The organism is Pseudomonas sp. LBUM1666 (assembly GCF_059695775.1).
Genome location: NZ_CP166789.1, coordinates 1620186 through 1635716, shown reverse-complemented (window position 1 = coordinate 1635716; position 15531 = coordinate 1620186). Strand labels below are relative to the sequence as shown.

Below are 15531 nucleotides of genomic sequence, written 5' to 3'. Positions count from 1 at the left end.
GATTCAGGGACGGCACAAAGCCGCTCGCGATGGGTGCCCACGCTAATCATCATACGATTGAGTGTCAATTTGAATTTTTAGAGCCTATACAAAACCGATTACGGCTCAAGCCCGATAGGGAAAAACTCGCCGCCGCTCCACACACCCAGCCAGCGCTGCCCGTCGATCTCGCGGGTGACGGCCAGCTCCACCAGTTGGTAGAACACGTTGCGGTGGATCAGGGCTTCGAGGTTGGTGCGCACATGCACGTAGGGCGCAGGCTCCTGCGTAACCGGGTCGATCACCACGCGCATGGGGTGTTCGGTGCCGGCCTCGGCGGTCTCGTCAACATTGGTGGTGAAGCGCAAGACCTGGGTTTCACCCTCGCCTTCGACCTCCACGGCAATCGCCACGAAGGGCGCGTCGTCGACCTTGATGCCAACCTTCTCGACCGGGGTGATGAGGAAGTAATCGTCACCATCGCGACGAATGATGGTGGAGAACAGCTTGACCATCGGCTTGCGCCCGATCGGCGTGCCCAGGTAATACCAGGTGCCGTCACGGGCGATACGCATGTCGATGTCGCCGCAGAAATCGGGATTCCACAGGTGGACCGGCGGCAAGCCTTTGGTTTTGGGGATTTGCCCCAACAGATCGTTGGCTTTTTGCGGGCCACTCATGGCGTTCTCCTTTTGAATTACTGGTCGCTGAGCCCCAGCAGGCTGCGCGCGTATTGTTCCAGCGGCGGGCCCATCAGGTCTTCTGGCTTTTTGTCGTGGAACGTCAGTAAACCGCCACGACTCTTGATGCGTGCAGTATCAATCAAATACTGGGTGCTGGTCTCGATCAACATGATTTGAATGACACCACCGTCGATACCGAGGCGATCCAGGGCTTCCTGATCGAGCCACTCGTCCGAGTTGCCGATACGGTCGTCAGACTTGGCGAACCGGGTATAGAGCAGGTAATGGGCACCGGCGGCACGGGCTTCGCCCATGGCTTGATCAAGACCTTCCGGGGCACGGGCGCGGCGGACCATAGGGAAGTATTCGACAAAGCCATCGAAGGCGACTTCGGCTATCACGTTAGGTCGTGGGTAGACAGTACTGCCTGGCGGCACAAAGGCGCCCTGGGCGATATAGACGAATGAGTCCGGTTGAATGCGCAGGTTATTCACACGGCGGCTGTCGCTATGGTCGAGCAACCCCGCGTCGCTCATGTGGTAGCGAGTCCCTTCAGCCAGATCGCTGACATTCATGCAGCCACCAAGCGCCAAAACGGCCAGCAGCAAAACCAGGCTACGCATCCTACCCTCCAGAGGCCGGTGACGGAAAACCGGCGAATGGCCATTGGATGCAGCTTCCGCGCCAGCTCGGGATCAGCAGCGCCTCACAGATCGCATCGCGAGCAGGCTCGCTCCCACAGGGTTGGCACAGGACCTGTGGGAGCGAGCTTGCTCGCGATGAGGCTCGATCAGCCGCCGATGATTTTCATGATGGTCGCGCCACCGGAAAATGCCACTTCCTGCTTATCACCCAAGGCTTTCACCAAGAGTCTCTGCAAGGCGGGCAAAGCTTGATGACGGGGCTTGTCCAGCAGGTCGCCGACATAGTGGCGGTTGCTCGACGACAGGCAGCCGTGCAGCCAGCCCGTGGAGGACAGACGCAGCCGCGAACAGGTGCGGCAGAATGGAACGCTTTCGTTGGCGATAACGCCGAAGTAACCCTGCCCCGGAATTTCATAACGCACGGCGGTGGCATCTACCGGCGCATCGGCCTGAAGGTATTCGTAGCGCTCGCCGATCAGGCTGAGCAACTGCTGCAGGCTGACAAACTGTTGCAGGAAAGCATTGGAGTCGCTGGCCAGGTGGCCCATGCGCATCAACTCGATGAAGCGAAGCTCATAGCCGCGCTCCAGACAGTAATCGAGTAGCGGCATCACTTGATCGAGGTTCTGCCCACGCAGCGGCACCATATTGACCTTGATCTTCAGGCCGGCGGCGCTGGCCTGATCCATGCCGTCGAGCACAGTCGCCAGATCGCCGCCACGGGCAATGCTGCGGAAGGCGCTGGCATCCAGGGTATCGAGGGAAACGTTGATGCGACGAATGCCGGCATCCACCAGCAGTGGCAGCTTCTTCGCCAGCAGCTGACCGTTGGTAGTCAGGCTGATGTCCGCCAGGCCCATCTGCCCGACGGCGGTCATGAAGGTTTCGAGTTTAGGACTGACCAACGGCTCGCCGCCGGTGATGCGCAAACGCTCAATGCCCGCCGCTTCAATCAGATAGGCGACGCCGCGCGCCATGGCCTCGGCCGACAATTCATCCTGCGCAGCGACCAACCGCTTGCCATTGGGTACGCAGTAGGTACAAGCGTAATTGCAGGCTGAAGTCAGGCTGATTCGCAAATTGCGAAAACGCCTGCCTTGACGGTCAACGATCATGGACTACTCCGGCGGAAGAATATTCGGACCGCTAAAACTTGACTCACAAATCAAGTTTTAGCAAGTCCTATGCCTGAGTATATTCCTGCGGTACTGCACCACGTAGCGAAATCATGGCGCAATAAGGCAACTGAATGGTTCAGCTGCTCGGGGTGTCGGTATCGCGCTTGCGCTTGTTGCCCATGCGCACGCCGATGTCCATCAGGAACTGGAAGAAACCTTCCTGATCTTCCAGCACATTGCTCCAGAACGGCGAGTGATACAGCGCCACGGCGCCGTGCACCAGCGCCCAGGATGCGCAGTAATGGAAGTAAGGCGGCACGTCTTCAAGCTTGCCTTCGCTGATCCGGCCTTTGATCAGCTGGGTCAGGCGTTCGAAGTTCGAGGCGCGAATCTTGTGCAGCTCCTCGACCATCTCCGGCACCTGATTGCCCTTGACCACCTTTTCTTCCAGGCGATCGAACAACCGATAGCGTTGAGGATCGCGCATGCGGAATTCGAAGTAGGCCCGGGACAGGGCTTCCTTGTCCTTGTCGACATCGGCCGAATGCAACAGCTCGTTCAAATCGCGCTCGTAATCAAGCATCAGGCGCAGATAGATCTCCGCCTTGGATTTGAAGTGCTTGTAGATCGTGCCTTTGCCGATACCGACGGCATCAGCAATCATCTCGACGGTGACACTGTCTTCACCTTGGTCGAGGAACAGCTTGAGCGCGGTATCGAGAATTTCTTGCTCGCGGCGACGAAACTCACGGACCTTACGAGGTTCTTTATGCATAAGAAAAGGTCTGTAGGGGTCAAAATTCGAAGCCGCGTATTATGCCTAACTTGCGCAAAAATGCACGGATCATCCGACCATATATGTGTTTCTTGATGAATTCCGGCAGCCTCGCAGATTAATGAGAACTCAACCGAAGCGCCCGTATTCCAAATTTGTTTAAAAACCGGCGCCGGTAAACTGGACTCGGCGCAATACTGATCAATACTTCAACTGTCGGCGGGACATCTCCCCCAAGTGTTGCGCCGATATAGGTACCAACGGACCGCGTGCCTTTGTTTTACTCCTAATGGTCTTAACCCGGATTCACCCCCCAGAACCCGGGTTTTTTTTGCCTGCGATTTAACCTTTCACGTGCGCCAGCGGAAACAGCCGCTTGAAATTCTCGGTGGTTTGCTCGGCAAACCGCTCGTAGGGCTCACCTCGCAACATTGCCAGAAATTCCGCTACGTCGCGCACGTACTGCGGCAGGTTCGGCTTGCCGCGATGAGGGATCGGCGCCAGGTAAGGCGAGTCGGTTTCCACCAGCAATCGATCAGCCGGCACTTTACTGGCTACGTCACGCAGAGCGTCGGCATTGCGGAAAGTGACAATTCCGGACAAGGAAATGTAGTACCCCATGTCCAATGCTGCTTTGGCCATGTCCCAGTCTTCGGTAAAACAATGCAGCACACCAGCCTGGGGCAGCGCTGCTTCGCGCAACAGGCTCAACGTATCGGCGCGGGCACCCCGGGTGTGAATGATCACCGGTTTGCCCGTCTGCTGCGCCGCTTGCAGATGCAGGCGAAACGACTCCTGCTGCAACTCCGCCGCTTCCGGCTCGTAGTGGTAATCCAGACCGGTTTCACCGATCGCCACCACACGCGGGTGGTTGAGCTCGCGCAACAGCCAATCCAGCGCCGGCGCGGCACCCGGCTGCACATCCAGCGGATGCACGCCAACCGAACAGTCGACGTCGTCGTAACGTTCGGCCAGGGCTTTGACGTCGGCGGCGTTCTCGACGCTGACACCGATACACAGAAAGTGCCCTACCCCGCGCTGACGGGCCGCATCGAGTGCGGCATCCAGCGAGCCGTTGTGAGCGGCGAGGTCGAGGCGATCAAGGTGGCAATGGGAATCTACGAGCATAAAAGGGCTGCAACTTACATCGTATGAGTGGGACGGTCGGACTTCAGGGCTCCGGCCAGATGGGTTTCGATTCGACTGCGCGCGGTATTGTCGCCTTCGTTGAATTGTACGCCGACCCCGGCGGCCCGGTTGCCCTGCGCACCTTTGGGGGTGATCCAGGTGACCTTGCCGGCGACCGGAATCTTCTCCGGCTCGTCCATCAGGTTCAACAGCATGAATACCTCATCGCCCAACTTGTAGCTCTTGTTGGTCGGGATAAACAGGCCACCGTTCTTGATGAACGGCATATAGGCCGCGTAAAGCACGGACCTGTCCTTGATCGTCAGGGACAAAATGCCGTTGCGCGGCCCCGGATTGACGAGTTCATTCATGCTGACCTCCGTTGCTGATGCTCGGAGTCTAGGCTTAGTCGGTCACTTCTGGGTAGGCAAACCCACCCATTGCACCAACAGCGCCTCCAGCAACAACACCCGATTGAGGTTGGCTTTGCTCATCACTTTCTGGCGCTGGGCGAGGATCCAGTCCTGAATATTCAGGACTTTGTCCTGGCCGGCTTTCTGCGCCAGGTACTGAATCACCTTGCGCATGTCCGTCAGTCCGAGCCCTTCTTCATCCTGAGTCAGTTGATAGCGCAGGATCAGGCTCGACCAGTCGCAGAACCAGTCGAACAACAGCAACAGCGGAATCGCATTCCAGCCTTCGGCCAGTTGCGTCGGTGACTGTTGCTGCTTGAGCAACTTCTTCACGCCATCGACCACCAGCGCCCGCTGCTCGCGCACGCCCTGGGCCTGCAAGTTGACGGCGGCCAGTGGCGAACCAGCGGCCAGGGTCAGCAACTCGATACGCTCTTCTTCCGAGCAGTCCGGCAAGGCCTTCGCCAGCCATGCAAGACTCATCGCCTCGCTCGGCAGCGGACAAGCCTGTTGCTGGCAGCGGCTCTTGATCGTCGGCAGTAAACGACTGGTCTGGTGACTGACCAGCAGCAACACGGTATCGCCGGAAGGTTCTTCAAGACTTTTGAGCAAAGCGTTGGCGGCGTTGATGTTCATCGACTCGGCCGGCTCGATCAGCACCACTTTGCGGCCGCCCATCTGCGCGGTCTGAACCACGAAGCTGACCAGATCACGAACCTGATCGACCTTGATCGCCTTATCGGCTTCTTCCGGTTCCAGAATGTAGTTATCAGGGTGACTGCCGGCCTTGAGCAACAGACAGGATTTGCAATCGCCGCAAGCATCGTGGGCGGCGCTCGGACGCTGGCACAGCAAACTGGCCATCAAGCGCTCGGCCAGTGCACGCTTGCCGATCCCGGCCGGGCCATGCAACAGATAGGCATGCGCATGCTGCTTACGACCGGCCAACTGCTGCCAGAGACTGTCCTGCCACGGATAGGCTTCAGCCACGGGTCAACTCCAGCAGACGCGGCAACAAGGCATCCAGTGCCTGCTGAACCTGCGCCAGCGGCTGGGCGGCATCGACCAGGACATAACGCGCAGGATCCGCTTCAGCACGCTTGAGGAAAGCACTGCGTACCGCATCAAAAAAGGTTCGGCCTTCGAGTTCGAAACGATCCAGACGACCGCGAGCGCTGGCGCGGGCCAGGCCCACTTCCACCGGCAGATCGAAAATCAACGTCAGGTCCGGGCGCAGATCGCCCTGGACGAAGGCTTCCAGGGTCGCGATGCGCTCCAGCGACAGGCCGCGACCGCCACCCTGATAGGCATAGGTGGAATCGGTAAAGCGATCACACAAAACGACTGCACCGCGGGCCAGCGCCGGGCGAATCACCTCGGCCAGATGCTGGGCTCGCGCGGCGAACACCAACAGCAACTCGGTGTCGGGGTTCATGGCTTCGTCAACCGGCGCCAGCAACACTTCGCGGATCCGCTCGGCCAACGGCGTGCCGCCTGGTTCGCGAGTCAGCACGACCTCGATACCCGCGGCGCGCAGGCGCTCGGCCAGGTATTCGCGATTGGTGCTCTTGCCAGCCCCTTCCGGGCCTTCCAGGGTAATAAACAAGCCAGTCACAGGCAGTCCTTAGTCAGAGTCATTGCGGGCTTTGCGGCGCGGCTGCATCCGGTTCGGGCGCGGGTGCGGCTGCGGGTTCTTGAGCGGGTTCTTGTGCCGGCTCCGGTGATGGCGACTGGTCAGGTGGCGCCGCCTGAGCAGGCTCTTGCGGCGGCACTTGCGGCAAATCCTCGGGGGCTGTGTCGGGCGAAGCAGCCGGAATCGGTGCCTGCTCATCCGTCGCCTCTGGCACCATGGTCGGCGCGGGGCTGGAGCGGTAGTCGGCACGGCGCTTGATCTGGAACTCACGCACAGCGTTATTGTGCGCATCCAGATCGTCGGAGAACACGTGGCTGCCATCACCACGAGCAACGAAATAGAGGCTATTACCAGCCACCGGATTCAGCGCTGCATGAATCGCTTCGCGGCCGACCATGGCGATCGGGGTCGGCGGCAGTCCCGAAATCATGTAGGTGTTGTACGGCGTCGCTTCCTTGAGATGGGCGCGAGTCAATTTGCCGGTGTAACGATCACCGAGGCCGTAGATCACGGTCGGATCAGTCTGCAACAACATGCCCATTTCCATGCGCCGCACAAACACGCCAGCGATTTGCCCGCGCTCCTGCGGCACGCCGGTTTCCTTCTCCACCAGCGAGGCCATGATCAGCGCCTGATAGGGTTCGGTGTACGGCACGTCAGCAGCGCGCTGGCTCCACTCCTTGGCCAGGACTTCGTCGAGGCGGTCGTAGGCTTTTTTCAGCAGCTCGACATCGGTCATGCCGCGCACGAAGCGATAGGTGTCAGGGAAGAATCGCCCTTCCGGAAATATCCCGGCGTGGCCGAGTTTGTCCATCACCTCGCTATCACTCAAACCGTCGAGGGTCTTTTCGAGTTTTTCATCCTTGGCCAGTGCAGCGCGGACCTGATGGAAATTCCAGCCTTCGACCAGGGTCAGGCTGTACTGAACCATTTCCCCGCGTTTCCACAGGTCAATCAGCCCTTCGACGGTCATGCCGGGCTGCATGCGGTATTCGCCTTTGTGCAACGGTTGTTTGGCGAGATTGAAGCGCCAATACACCCGCAGCCAGAAAGCGTCCTTGATGACGCCATCGGCTTCGAGTCGATAGAAGGTGCGGGTCGGTGTCGTGCCTTTCGGCACTTCCAGCAGCTCTTCCTGCGTGATGTTCAGCGGTTGTTCCAGCGCCGAATGGATTTTCCAGGCAGAAGCGCCCAGACACAGCCCTGCCAGAACCAATCCGGTTTCCAGCAGCAGCAAGAATTTACGTCTCACGTATCAAGCATCCAGTAGCGCGCGGGCAATGGTTTGGAGTTTACGGGTGAGCGGACCAACCGGCCAGCTCAGTGCGGCATAGGCGCGCACCGGCCAAACGCCATACACGCTGTTGCAGACAAAGACTTCATCAGCCCATTGCAGCTGATCGAGGGTGATGTCGGTGATTTGCGTGGGGATCCCCAACGACTCGGCTTGAAACAATAATTCGGCACGCATCACGCCGGCAACACCACAGCGCTTCAAATCAGCCGTGATCAGCACGCCATCGCGGATCAGGAACAGATTGCTGAACACGCCTTCAACGACGCGCCCGGCCTGATCGAGCATCAAGCCTTCGGCATGATCGGTGTCTTGCCATTCGGAGCGGGCGATGACTTGCTCAAGACGGTTGAGGTGTTTGAGTCCGGCGAGCAGAGGCTGCCTGGAAAGCCGAGTCGCACAGGGAAACAGGCGAACGCCCTGCTCCGCATTGGCAGCAGGATAAACCGCGGGTGGGTTGCCCAGCATGATGCGGCGCGCCTGAGCCGAAGGATCGGGCGCATAGCCGCGCGCGCTTTCGCCACGCGTGACGATGAGTTTGAGCACACCTTCGCCCAACGCTTGGGCATAGGCCAGTAACTCTGTGCAGACAGCCGCATGATCGAAATTAATTGCCAACCGCTGGCAACCTTTGACCAAACGCACCAGATGCCGATCCAGCAACACCGGAGTACCGTTGCGCACGGCAATGGTCTCGAACAGACCATCACCGTAAGCCAGGCCGCGATCCTTCAGCGACAAAGCGTCAGCCGGCTGACCGTCGACCCAGCTGTCCATCAGTCAGCGAACCGGCGGAACACCAGCGAGCCGTTGGTGCCACCAAACCCGAAGGAGTTGGACAACACCACATCGATATTCATATTGCGCGCGGTATGCGGTACGAAATCGAGGTCGCAACCTTCGTCCGGCTCATCAAGGTTGATGGTCGGCGGCGCTACCTGGCTGTTGATCGCCAGCACGCTGAAGATCGCCTCGACCGCGCCCGCCGCACCCAACAGGTGACCGGTCATGGACTTGGTCGAACTGACCGCCAGCTTGTAAGCGTGATCGCCGAATACCGACTTGATCGCACAGGCTTCGGCAAGGTCGCCCGCCGACGTCGAGGTGCCGTGGGCATTGACGTACTGAACCTGATCGCCATTGATCCTGGCATCGCGCAGCGCATTGGTAATGCAACGTGCAGCACCCGCGCCATCGGCCGGAGGCGAAGTCATGTGGTAAGCATCGCCACTGGTGCCAAAGCCGATCAGCTCGGCGTAGATCGTCGCACCACGGGCCTTGGCGTGTTCCAGCTCTTCGAGAACCAGAGCGCCGGCACCGTCGGACAGCACGAAGCCATCACGACCCTTGTCCCATGGACGGCTGGCACGTGTCGGTTCGTCGTTGCGGGTCGACAGTGCGCGGGAGGCACCGAAGCCGCCCATGCCCAGACCGCAAGCCGCCATTTCAGCGCCTCCGGCAATCATCACGTCGGCTTCGTCGTACATGATGTTGCGTGCCGCCATGCCAATACAGTGCGTACCGGTGGTACACGCGGTGGCGATGGCGTAGTTAGGTCCCTGTGCGCCCAGATGGATGGACAGGAAACCGGAAATCATATTGATGATCGAGCCAGGCACGAAAAACGGAGAAATCCGTCGTGGGCCGGAATCATGCAGCGTGCGGCTGGTTTCTTCGATATTGGTCAGTCCGCCAATACCCGACCCCATGGCCACGCCGATGCGCTCACGGTTGGCGTCGGTGACTTCCAGACCGGCGTTACGAACTGCCTGAAAACCTGCGGCCAGACCGTATTGAATGAACAGGTCGAGCTTGCGAGCTTCCTTGACCGACAGGTATTCCTCGACATTGAAGCCCTTTACCGAGCCGCCAAAACGGGTGGAATAGGCAGAAAGGTCGGTGTGTTCGATCAGACCAATGCCACTGCGGCCAGCCAGAATGCCCTGCCAACTGCTCGGCACATCCGTGCCCAGTGGCGACAACATACCCATACCGGTGACTACGACGCGTCTACGCGACACAGCACTCTCCTTTTTCAAATGACGACTTTGCATCAGGCCTAAAGAAAAAACCGCACGCCGTGATGGCAGTGCGGTTTTTCCATGACAGCAAGCAACGATTACAAGCTATTAAGCCTGGTGGTTAGTAACGTAATCGATTGCAGCTTGTACAGTAGTGATCTTCTCAGCTTCTTCGTCAGGGATTTCGGTCTCGAATTCCTCTTCCAGAGCCATCACCAGCTCAACGGTGTCAAGGGAGTCGGCACCCAGGTCTTCAACGAAGGAAGCAGTGTTGACCACTTCTTCTTCTTTAACGCCCAGTTGCTCAGCAACGATTTTCTTGACGCGCTCTTCGATGGTGCTCATACCTTGTTTTCACTCCTAATGGACAAATTCAGGCAGCTGGCCAGTGGGTAAGTGTATAGAAAGACTTTTCAGTTTTTCAACTGAAAGCTTCACTCCTCAAACCCGACGACCCTCTGCCTATAAATAGATTGCAGCTTTATAACGGATTTTAGACAGCTCGTATGACATTTTTTTGAAGCAATCCGTCACATTTAACTCATGTACATCCCGCCGTTCACCGGGATTGTAGCCCCAGTAACGTAAGCCGCACCGTCGGATGCAAGAAAAGCGACCACAGACGCGATCTCTTGAGCTTGCCCCAGACGGCCCAGCGGAATCTGCGTCTGCAAGGCTTCACGCTGTGCCTCGGGCAGTTCGCGGGTCATATCGGTGTCGATGAACCCAGGGGCCACCGAGTTTACCGTAATCGAACGCGAACCGACTTCACGCGCCAGTGAACGGCTGAAACCTTCCAGACCGGCCTTGGCGGCTGCGTAGTTTACTTGGCCTGCGTTGCCCATGGCACCCACAACCGAGCCAATACTGATAATTCGTCCCCAACGTGCTTTTGTCATACCGCGCAAAACGCCCTTGGACAGGCGGAACAGACTGTTCAGGTTGGTATCGACGACGTCATGCCATTCGTCATTTTTCATGCGCATCATCAGATTATCGCGGGTGATACCGGCATTATTGACCAAGATCGCCGGCGCACCGAACTGCGATGTAATGCTCGCCAGTACTGCAGCAACGGATTCGTCGCTGGTGACATTGAGTTCCAGACCAGTGCCTTGAATCCCGTTTTCCTTCAAGGTAGCGGCAATGCGCTCGGCACCCGAGGCAGACGTCGCGGTGCCGATAACGATGGCGCCCTGACGACCCAGTTCCAGGGCGATAGCCTGGCCGATACCGCGGCTCGCGCCAGTGACCAGTGCAACTTTACCTTGCAGACTCATGCAGGCTTCTCCTGATTCAGGCCAACGCTGCGCGGGCGGCAGCGAAGGCGTCGGGGGTATTGAGGTTGGATGTCGACACGCCTTCGGCGCAACGCTTGTTCAAGCCAGCCAGCACTTTACCAGGGCCGCATTCGACCAACTGGGTAGCACCTTTGGCAGCCAGCGCCTGAACCGATTCGACCCAGCGTACAGGCTTGTAAAGCTGCTCAAGCAGATCGCGCTTGAGGGTTTCCAGATCGGCCGGCACAGTGGCGCTGACGTTCTGAACCACCGGGATCTGCGGCGCCTGCCAGTCGATCGCTGCGATCGACTCGGCGAAACGCTCGGCCGCCGGACGCATCAACTCGCAATGGGACGGCACGCTGACCGGCAATGGCATGGCGCGCTTGGCACCACGGGCCTTGCAGCCTTCGATGGCGCGCTCGACCGCGGCCTTGGCACCGGCGATGACCACTTGGCCAGGGGAGTTGAAGTTGACCGCACTGACCACTTCGCCTTGCGCCGCTTCAGCACAGGCTGCCAGCACATCAGCATCGTCCAGACCGAGAATGGCGGCCATGCCACCTTGCCCGGCCGGAACGGCTTCCTGCATCAGCTGACCACGGCGCTCAACCAGCTTCACCGCGTCGCCCAGGCTCAGACTACCCGCGGCAACCAGAGCACTGTATTCGCCCAGGCTGTGCCCGGCAACATAAGCCGGACGCACGCCGCCTTCAGCCAGCCACAGACGCCACAAGGCAATCGAGGCGGTCAGAATGGCCGGCTGGGTTTTATCGGTTTGATTGAGTTGCTCTTCCGGCCCTTGCTGGGTCAGTGCCCACAGGTCGTAACCCAGAGCATCGGAAGCTTCTTTGAATGTTTCGAGGACAACCGGATGTTGCGCGCCCAACTCGGCCAGCATGCCGAGGGACTGCGAACCCTGTCCCGGAAAGACGAATGCGAGGGAAGCAGACATGTAACAAGCCCCTAATGATCTTGTCGTCGGAGAATTGACGTCCCGCTTGGGGGACGCAAGAAACTGACAGTTGGATGGCAAATTGAACTGAGCGGTCACATTTAAGCATTGTCCGACGAAAACGCCTAAAGCAACAAATCCTCAAGACGACCGTGAATGCGTTCCGGCAGGTTTTCCTGGATCTCGATCAAGGCGCGCTGAATCGCACTCTGGAAGCCCTGAACCCCCGCCGAACCATGGCTTTTCACCACAATCCCCTGCAACCCGAGGAAGCTTGCGCCGTTATGCCGCGCAGGCGCCAGATCAGCTTGCAAGCGCTTCATCAGCGGCAATGCCAGAGCACCGACCACTTTCGACGCAAGGTTTTTCTTGAACAAGGCTTCGATGCGCGCGGCAATCATGGTCGCCAGGCCTTCGCTGGATTTGAGCAGGATATTGCCGACAAAACCGTCACAGACCACCACATCCGCCTCGCCACGGTACACACCGTCACCTTCGACAAAACCGATGTAGTTGATACCACGGGCACTTTGCAACAATGTTGCAGCGAGCTTGACCTGCTGATTGCCCTTGATGTCTTCGGTACCGATGTTCAGCAGCGCTACTCGCGGACGCACGATGCCCAGTGTTTCCGCCGCCACTGACCCCATGACGGCGAACTGCAACAGGTGCTCGGCACTGCAATCGACATTGGCACCGAGGTCGAGCAACTGGCAATAACCCTTCTGCGTCGGAATCGCCGCCACCATCGCCGGCCGATCAATACCCGGCAAGGTCTTGAGCACGAAGCGCGACAACGCCATCAGCGCACCGGTATTGCCGGCACTGACACAGGCTTGGACCTTACCATCGCGCAGCAACTCCAGCGCCACGCGCATCGACGAGTCGGGCTTGCCGCGCAGGGCCTGGGCAGGTTTTTCGTCCATGGTGATGACTTCGGACGCCGGAGCAATCGACAGACGCGAGCGATCCACAGCCGATTGGCCAGAGAGCAATTCTTCAAGAAGGGAGGGTTGACCGACGAGGGTCAGGTGTAGCGAGGGCGTAGCAGACAGACAAGCAAGGCTGGCCTGAACAATGCTGCGGGGACCGAAGTCCCCGCCCATTGCGTCAATCGCGATGACTTGAGCAGACAAGTGATTACTCGTCAGCGCCCTTGTCGATCACTTTACGGCCACGGTATACGCCTTCTGGCGATACGTGGTGACGCAGGTGAATTTCACCGGTGGTTTTTTCTACAGACAGAGTGCTTGCCGTCAGGGCGTCGTGCGAACGACGCATGTCACGGGCAGAGCGGGATTTTTTGTTCTGCTGAACAGCCATAATTGATTAACTCCTAAACGTTTGGGTCACGCTTTAACTGCGCCAATACACTGAACGGGTTGGACCGCGTTACCTCGTCCTCGCTCGGTTCGGGCTCATCGAGACCCGCCGGCTGCTGGCATTCTTCCGGATGATGAGCAGGCACAATGGGCAAGGCGAGCAGAAGCTCCTCCTCGATCAGTGACTGCAGATCCAAAGGATCTTCGCCCAGTTCCAGCACGTCATAACCTTTCGGCAACGACTGGGTATTCGCACCCTCCTTCACCACAGCATAACTGCATTCGCTATGGATCGGCAGGGTGACCAGCTCAAGACAACGCTGGCAAACCATTTTGACTTCGGTGTCGATAAAACTGTGGATTACCACAGACTTACGTTCATCTCGTTCAAAAACGAATTTAGCCTGCACCGTACCGACAGTATCGGAAAGCGGGTCGCAGAGTCTCTCCAAATCGGCCAGCAGCATTTCACCTTGAAGGGTGGTGCCACGATCAGCCAATTTGCGCGGGTCAACGTGAGGTGGAATCGGGTCATTCAACATAGGCGCAGCATTATAGGGATGCCCCCAGCCATGTCAAAGGAAATTCAGCCCTGTCCGTCACTTGCAAGCCTCCGCTAGAATTCGCGCCTGTCTTCTGGAGATGCGCATGCTGCCCTTATTACTCGCTTCAAGCTCGGTTTATCGCCGGGAATTGCTGGCCCGCTTGCAGCTACCATTTACCTGCAGCTCGCCGGATATCGACGAAAGCCATCGTCCGGGCGAGTCCGCCATCGAGCTGGTCAAGCGCCTCGCCGAGGAAAAAGCACGTGCGCTGGCCAGCAGCCATCCCGCTCATCTGATCATCGGCTCTGATCAGGTCGCGGTGCTTGGCGAGCGGATCATCGGCAAACCCCACACCTTCGAAAAGGCCCGCGAACAATTGCTGGCATCGAGCGGTGCCAGCGTGACCTTCCTCACCGGCCTCGCCCTGCTCAACAGCCAGACTGGTGAATGCCAGGTCGACTGCGTGCCGTTCACCGTGAACATGCGCACACTCGACACCGCACGCATCGAACGCTACCTGCGCGCCGAACAGCCCTACGACTGCGCTGGCAGCTTCAAAGCCGAAGGTTTGGGGGTGAGCCTGTTTCAAAGCACCGAAGGCCCTGACGCCACCAGCCTGATCGGCCTGCCATTGATTCTCCTGGTGGACATGTTGCTGGCCGAAGGCGTGCAAATCCCCTGAAGACAAAAAACCGGCCACGAAGGCCGGTTTCCGATACAACCAGGAGAATCAGCGCAACGAAGGCCCCTGGAAGCCCATCCACATCGCCAGATGCTCAGCCACACTGGCACCGAGTTTTTTCGAGAAGCGATCGAAAGGCGATTCCTGAACAGTGAAATCCACCAACTCTTTCTCGCCAATCACGTCACGCGCCACTGAACTGGCATTTCCCAGACCATCGATCAAGCCCAGCGGCAGCGCCTGCTCGCCCGACCAGACCAACCCGGAGAACAACTCCGGATGTTCCTTGTCCTTGAGGCGGTCGCCACGACCTTTCTTGACGCTGCTGATGAATTGCTGATGAGTGGTATCGAGCACACCTTGCCAGAATTGAGTTTCTTCAGGCTTCTGCGGCTGGAACGGATCGAGGAACGATTTGTGCTCGCCGGAAGTGTAAGTGCGACGCTCGACACCCAGCTTCTCCATTGTCCCGACAAAGCCATAACCGGCTGCCGTCACACCAATGGAACCCACCAGGCTCGCCTTGTCGGCGTAGATCTGATCCGCCGCACTGGCGATGTAGTAAGCACCGGAAGCGCCCAAATCAGAGATCACCGCGTAAAGCTTGGTATCCGGATGCAGGCCGCGCAAACGGCGGATCTCGTCATAGACGTAACCCGACTGCACCGGACTGCCGCCCGGACTGTTGATTCGCAGGATGACACCTTTGACCTTCTTGTCCTCGAACGCTGCACGCAGGCTGCCGACGATGTTGTCAGCGCTGGCTGGCTCCTTGTCGGCGATCATGCCGGTCACGTCGATCAGCGCGGTGTAGTTACCACTGAGGGTGGCAGCTTTTTCCATGTCCATCAGCGGCGTGAACAGGATCAACGCACCGAACAGGTACACAAAGGTCAGTAGCTTGAAGAAAATCCCCCAGCGACGGGACCGGCGCTGCTCCTGCACACTAGCCAGCAGGGTCTTTTCCAGCAGCTTCCAGCTTTTCTCGTCACCGCTCTCCGCGCTCGCCTTGGCGGGCGCCTTCCATTCGTCGGTCATGACATCTACCCCAGCAAAAAC

Annotated in this window: 19 protein-coding genes; 1 reads left to right on the top strand and 18 read right to left on the bottom strand. The window is 58.6% G+C overall.

Annotated elements, in window-relative coordinates:
- Positions 1-98: 98 nt before the first annotated feature.
- The 17 genes from ACA056_RS07435 to ACA056_RS07355 all read right to left on the bottom strand — a co-directional run bounded on the left by ACA056_RS07435 (position 99) and on the right by ACA056_RS07355 (position 13787).
- Positions 99-659, bottom strand: coding sequence for a DUF1285 domain-containing protein (locus ACA056_RS07435; protein WP_462004531.1), 561 nt, complete (start codon positions 657-659; stop codon positions 99-101).
- A 17-nt stretch (positions 660-676) separates the two neighbouring features.
- Positions 677-1285, bottom strand: a complete 609-nt coding sequence (locus tag ACA056_RS07430; protein WP_102614828.1) for a DUF4823 domain-containing protein — start codon at positions 1283-1285, stop codon at positions 677-679.
- Between the two features lie 167 nt (positions 1286-1452).
- A complete protein-coding gene (locus ACA056_RS07425) occupies positions 1453-2421 on the bottom strand; it encodes a GTP 3',8-cyclase MoaA (RefSeq protein ID WP_074878968.1) in 969 nt (322 codons plus the stop codon).
- A 139-nt stretch (positions 2422-2560) separates the two neighbouring features.
- Positions 2561-3199 carry a TetR/AcrR family transcriptional regulator gene (locus ACA056_RS07420; RefSeq protein WP_095132065.1) on the bottom strand — a complete coding sequence of 213 codons (639 nt, stop codon included), beginning with the start codon at positions 3197-3199 and terminating at the stop codon, positions 2561-2563.
- A 342-nt stretch (positions 3200-3541) separates the two neighbouring features.
- On the bottom strand, positions 3542-4327 hold the full coding sequence (locus ACA056_RS07415; RefSeq protein WP_462004527.1) for a TatD family hydrolase: 786 nt from the start codon (positions 4325-4327) through the stop codon (positions 3542-3544).
- Positions 4328-4341: 14 nt separating this feature from the next.
- The gene (locus tag ACA056_RS07410) at positions 4342-4698 is read right to left on the bottom strand and encodes a PilZ domain-containing protein (RefSeq protein ID WP_497271573.1); all 357 of its coding nucleotides are present in this window, start codon (positions 4696-4698) and stop codon (positions 4342-4344) included.
- Between the two features lie 42 nt (positions 4699-4740).
- A complete protein-coding gene (locus ACA056_RS07405; protein WP_497271571.1) occupies positions 4741-5730 on the bottom strand; it encodes a DNA polymerase III subunit delta' in 990 nt (329 codons plus the stop codon).
- Positions 5723-6355 carry a dTMP kinase gene (tmk, locus tag ACA056_RS07400; protein ID WP_497271569.1) on the bottom strand — a complete coding sequence of 211 codons (633 nt, stop codon included), beginning with the start codon at positions 6353-6355 and terminating at the stop codon, positions 5723-5725. Before tmk ends, ACA056_RS07405 begins: the two co-directional genes overlap by 8 nt.
- A 19-nt stretch (positions 6356-6374) precedes the next feature.
- On the bottom strand, positions 6375-7625 hold the full coding sequence (gene mltG, locus ACA056_RS07395; RefSeq protein ID WP_497271567.1) for an endolytic transglycosylase MltG: 1251 nt from the start codon (positions 7623-7625) through the stop codon (positions 6375-6377).
- 3 nt (positions 7626-7628) lie between these two features.
- The gene (gene pabC, locus ACA056_RS07390) at positions 7629-8444 is read right to left on the bottom strand and encodes an aminodeoxychorismate lyase (RefSeq protein WP_497271565.1); all 816 of its coding nucleotides are present in this window, start codon (positions 8442-8444) and stop codon (positions 7629-7631) included.
- Positions 8444-9688, bottom strand: coding sequence for a beta-ketoacyl-ACP synthase II (gene fabF / locus ACA056_RS07385; RefSeq protein WP_497271563.1), 1245 nt, complete (start codon positions 9686-9688; stop codon positions 8444-8446). The genes pabC and fabF overlap by 1 nt, the downstream gene beginning before the upstream one ends.
- Before the next feature lie 108 nt (positions 9689-9796).
- The gene (gene acpP, locus ACA056_RS07380) at positions 9797-10033 is read right to left on the bottom strand and encodes an acyl carrier protein (protein ID WP_003442511.1); all 237 of its coding nucleotides are present in this window, start codon (positions 10031-10033) and stop codon (positions 9797-9799) included.
- 191 nt (positions 10034-10224) lie between these two features.
- Complete coding sequence (fabG, locus tag ACA056_RS07375) at positions 10225-10968, bottom strand: 3-oxoacyl-ACP reductase FabG (RefSeq protein ID WP_095132058.1); 744 nt, start codon at positions 10966-10968, stop codon at positions 10225-10227.
- A 16-nt stretch (positions 10969-10984) separates the two neighbouring features.
- Entirely contained in the window at positions 10985-11923 is a 939-nt protein-coding gene (fabD, locus tag ACA056_RS07370; protein WP_497271562.1) for an ACP S-malonyltransferase, read from the bottom strand.
- A 125-nt stretch (positions 11924-12048) separates the two neighbouring features.
- Positions 12049-13059: a phosphate acyltransferase PlsX gene (gene plsX, locus ACA056_RS07365; protein ID WP_081757410.1), complete on the bottom strand. Its 1011-nt coding sequence runs from the start codon at positions 13057-13059 to the stop codon at positions 12049-12051.
- A gap of 4 nt (positions 13060-13063) precedes the next feature.
- A complete protein-coding gene (gene rpmF, locus ACA056_RS07360) occupies positions 13064-13246 on the bottom strand; it encodes a 50S ribosomal protein L32 (protein WP_008152339.1) in 183 nt (60 codons plus the stop codon).
- Positions 13247-13259: 13 nt separating this feature from the next.
- Positions 13260-13787, bottom strand: a complete 528-nt coding sequence (locus ACA056_RS07355) for a YceD family protein (RefSeq protein ID WP_008152342.1) — start codon at positions 13785-13787, stop codon at positions 13260-13262.
- Positions 13788-13893: 106 nt separating this feature from the next.
- On the opposite strand from ACA056_RS07355, the gene ACA056_RS07350 reads away from it, so the two are divergent.
- Positions 13894-14472 (top strand): Maf family protein, encoded by a 579-nt coding sequence (locus ACA056_RS07350; protein WP_497271558.1) that lies wholly within the window; start codon positions 13894-13896, stop codon positions 14470-14472.
- A 48-nt stretch (positions 14473-14520) separates the two neighbouring features.
- On the opposite strand, the gene ACA056_RS07345 is transcribed toward ACA056_RS07350, so the two are convergent.
- Complete coding sequence (locus ACA056_RS07345) at positions 14521-15510, bottom strand: S49 family peptidase (protein WP_283181257.1); 990 nt, start codon at positions 15508-15510, stop codon at positions 14521-14523.
- Positions 15511-15531: the final 21 nt, after the last annotated feature.

Coding starts and splice junctions, on each gene's coding strand:
- ACA056_RS07435 (WP_462004531.1), bottom strand. CDS start 659: ATGAGTGGCCCGCAAAAAGCCAACGATCTGTTGGGGCAAATCCCCAAA.
- ACA056_RS07430 (WP_102614828.1), bottom strand. CDS start 1,285: ATGCGTAGCCTGGTTTTGCTGCTGGCCGTTTTGGCGCTTGGTGGCTGC.
- ACA056_RS07425 (WP_074878968.1), bottom strand. CDS start 2,421: ATGATCGTTGACCGTCAAGGCAGGCGTTTTCGCAATTTGCGAATCAGC.
- ACA056_RS07420 (WP_095132065.1), bottom strand. CDS start 3,199: ATGCATAAAGAACCTCGTAAGGTCCGTGAGTTTCGTCGCCGCGAGCAA.
- ACA056_RS07415 (WP_462004527.1), bottom strand. CDS start 4,327: ATGCTCGTAGATTCCCATTGCCACCTTGATCGCCTCGACCTCGCCGCT.
- ACA056_RS07410 (WP_497271573.1), bottom strand. CDS start 4,698: ATGAATGAACTCGTCAATCCGGGGCCGCGCAACGGCATTTTGTCCCTG.
- pabC (WP_497271565.1), bottom strand. CDS start 8,444: ATGGACAGCTGGGTCGACGGTCAGCCGGCTGACGCTTTGTCGCTGAAG.
- acpP (WP_003442511.1), bottom strand. CDS start 10,033: ATGAGCACCATCGAAGAGCGCGTCAAGAAAATCGTTGCTGAGCAACTG.
- fabG (WP_095132058.1), bottom strand. CDS start 10,968: ATGAGTCTGCAAGGTAAAGTTGCACTGGTCACTGGCGCGAGCCGCGGT.
- fabD (WP_497271562.1), bottom strand. CDS start 11,923: ATGTCTGCTTCCCTCGCATTCGTCTTTCCGGGACAGGGTTCGCAGTCC.
- rpmF (WP_008152339.1), bottom strand. CDS start 13,246: ATGGCTGTTCAGCAGAACAAAAAATCCCGCTCTGCCCGTGACATGCGT.
- ACA056_RS07355 (WP_008152342.1), bottom strand. CDS start 13,787: ATGTTGAATGACCCGATTCCACCTCACGTTGACCCGCGCAAATTGGCT.
- ACA056_RS07350 (WP_497271558.1), top strand. CDS start 13,894: ATGCTGCCCTTATTACTCGCTTCAAGCTCGGTTTATCGCCGGGAATTG.
- ACA056_RS07345 (WP_283181257.1), bottom strand. CDS start 15,510: ATGACCGACGAATGGAAGGCGCCCGCCAAGGCGAGCGCGGAGAGCGGT.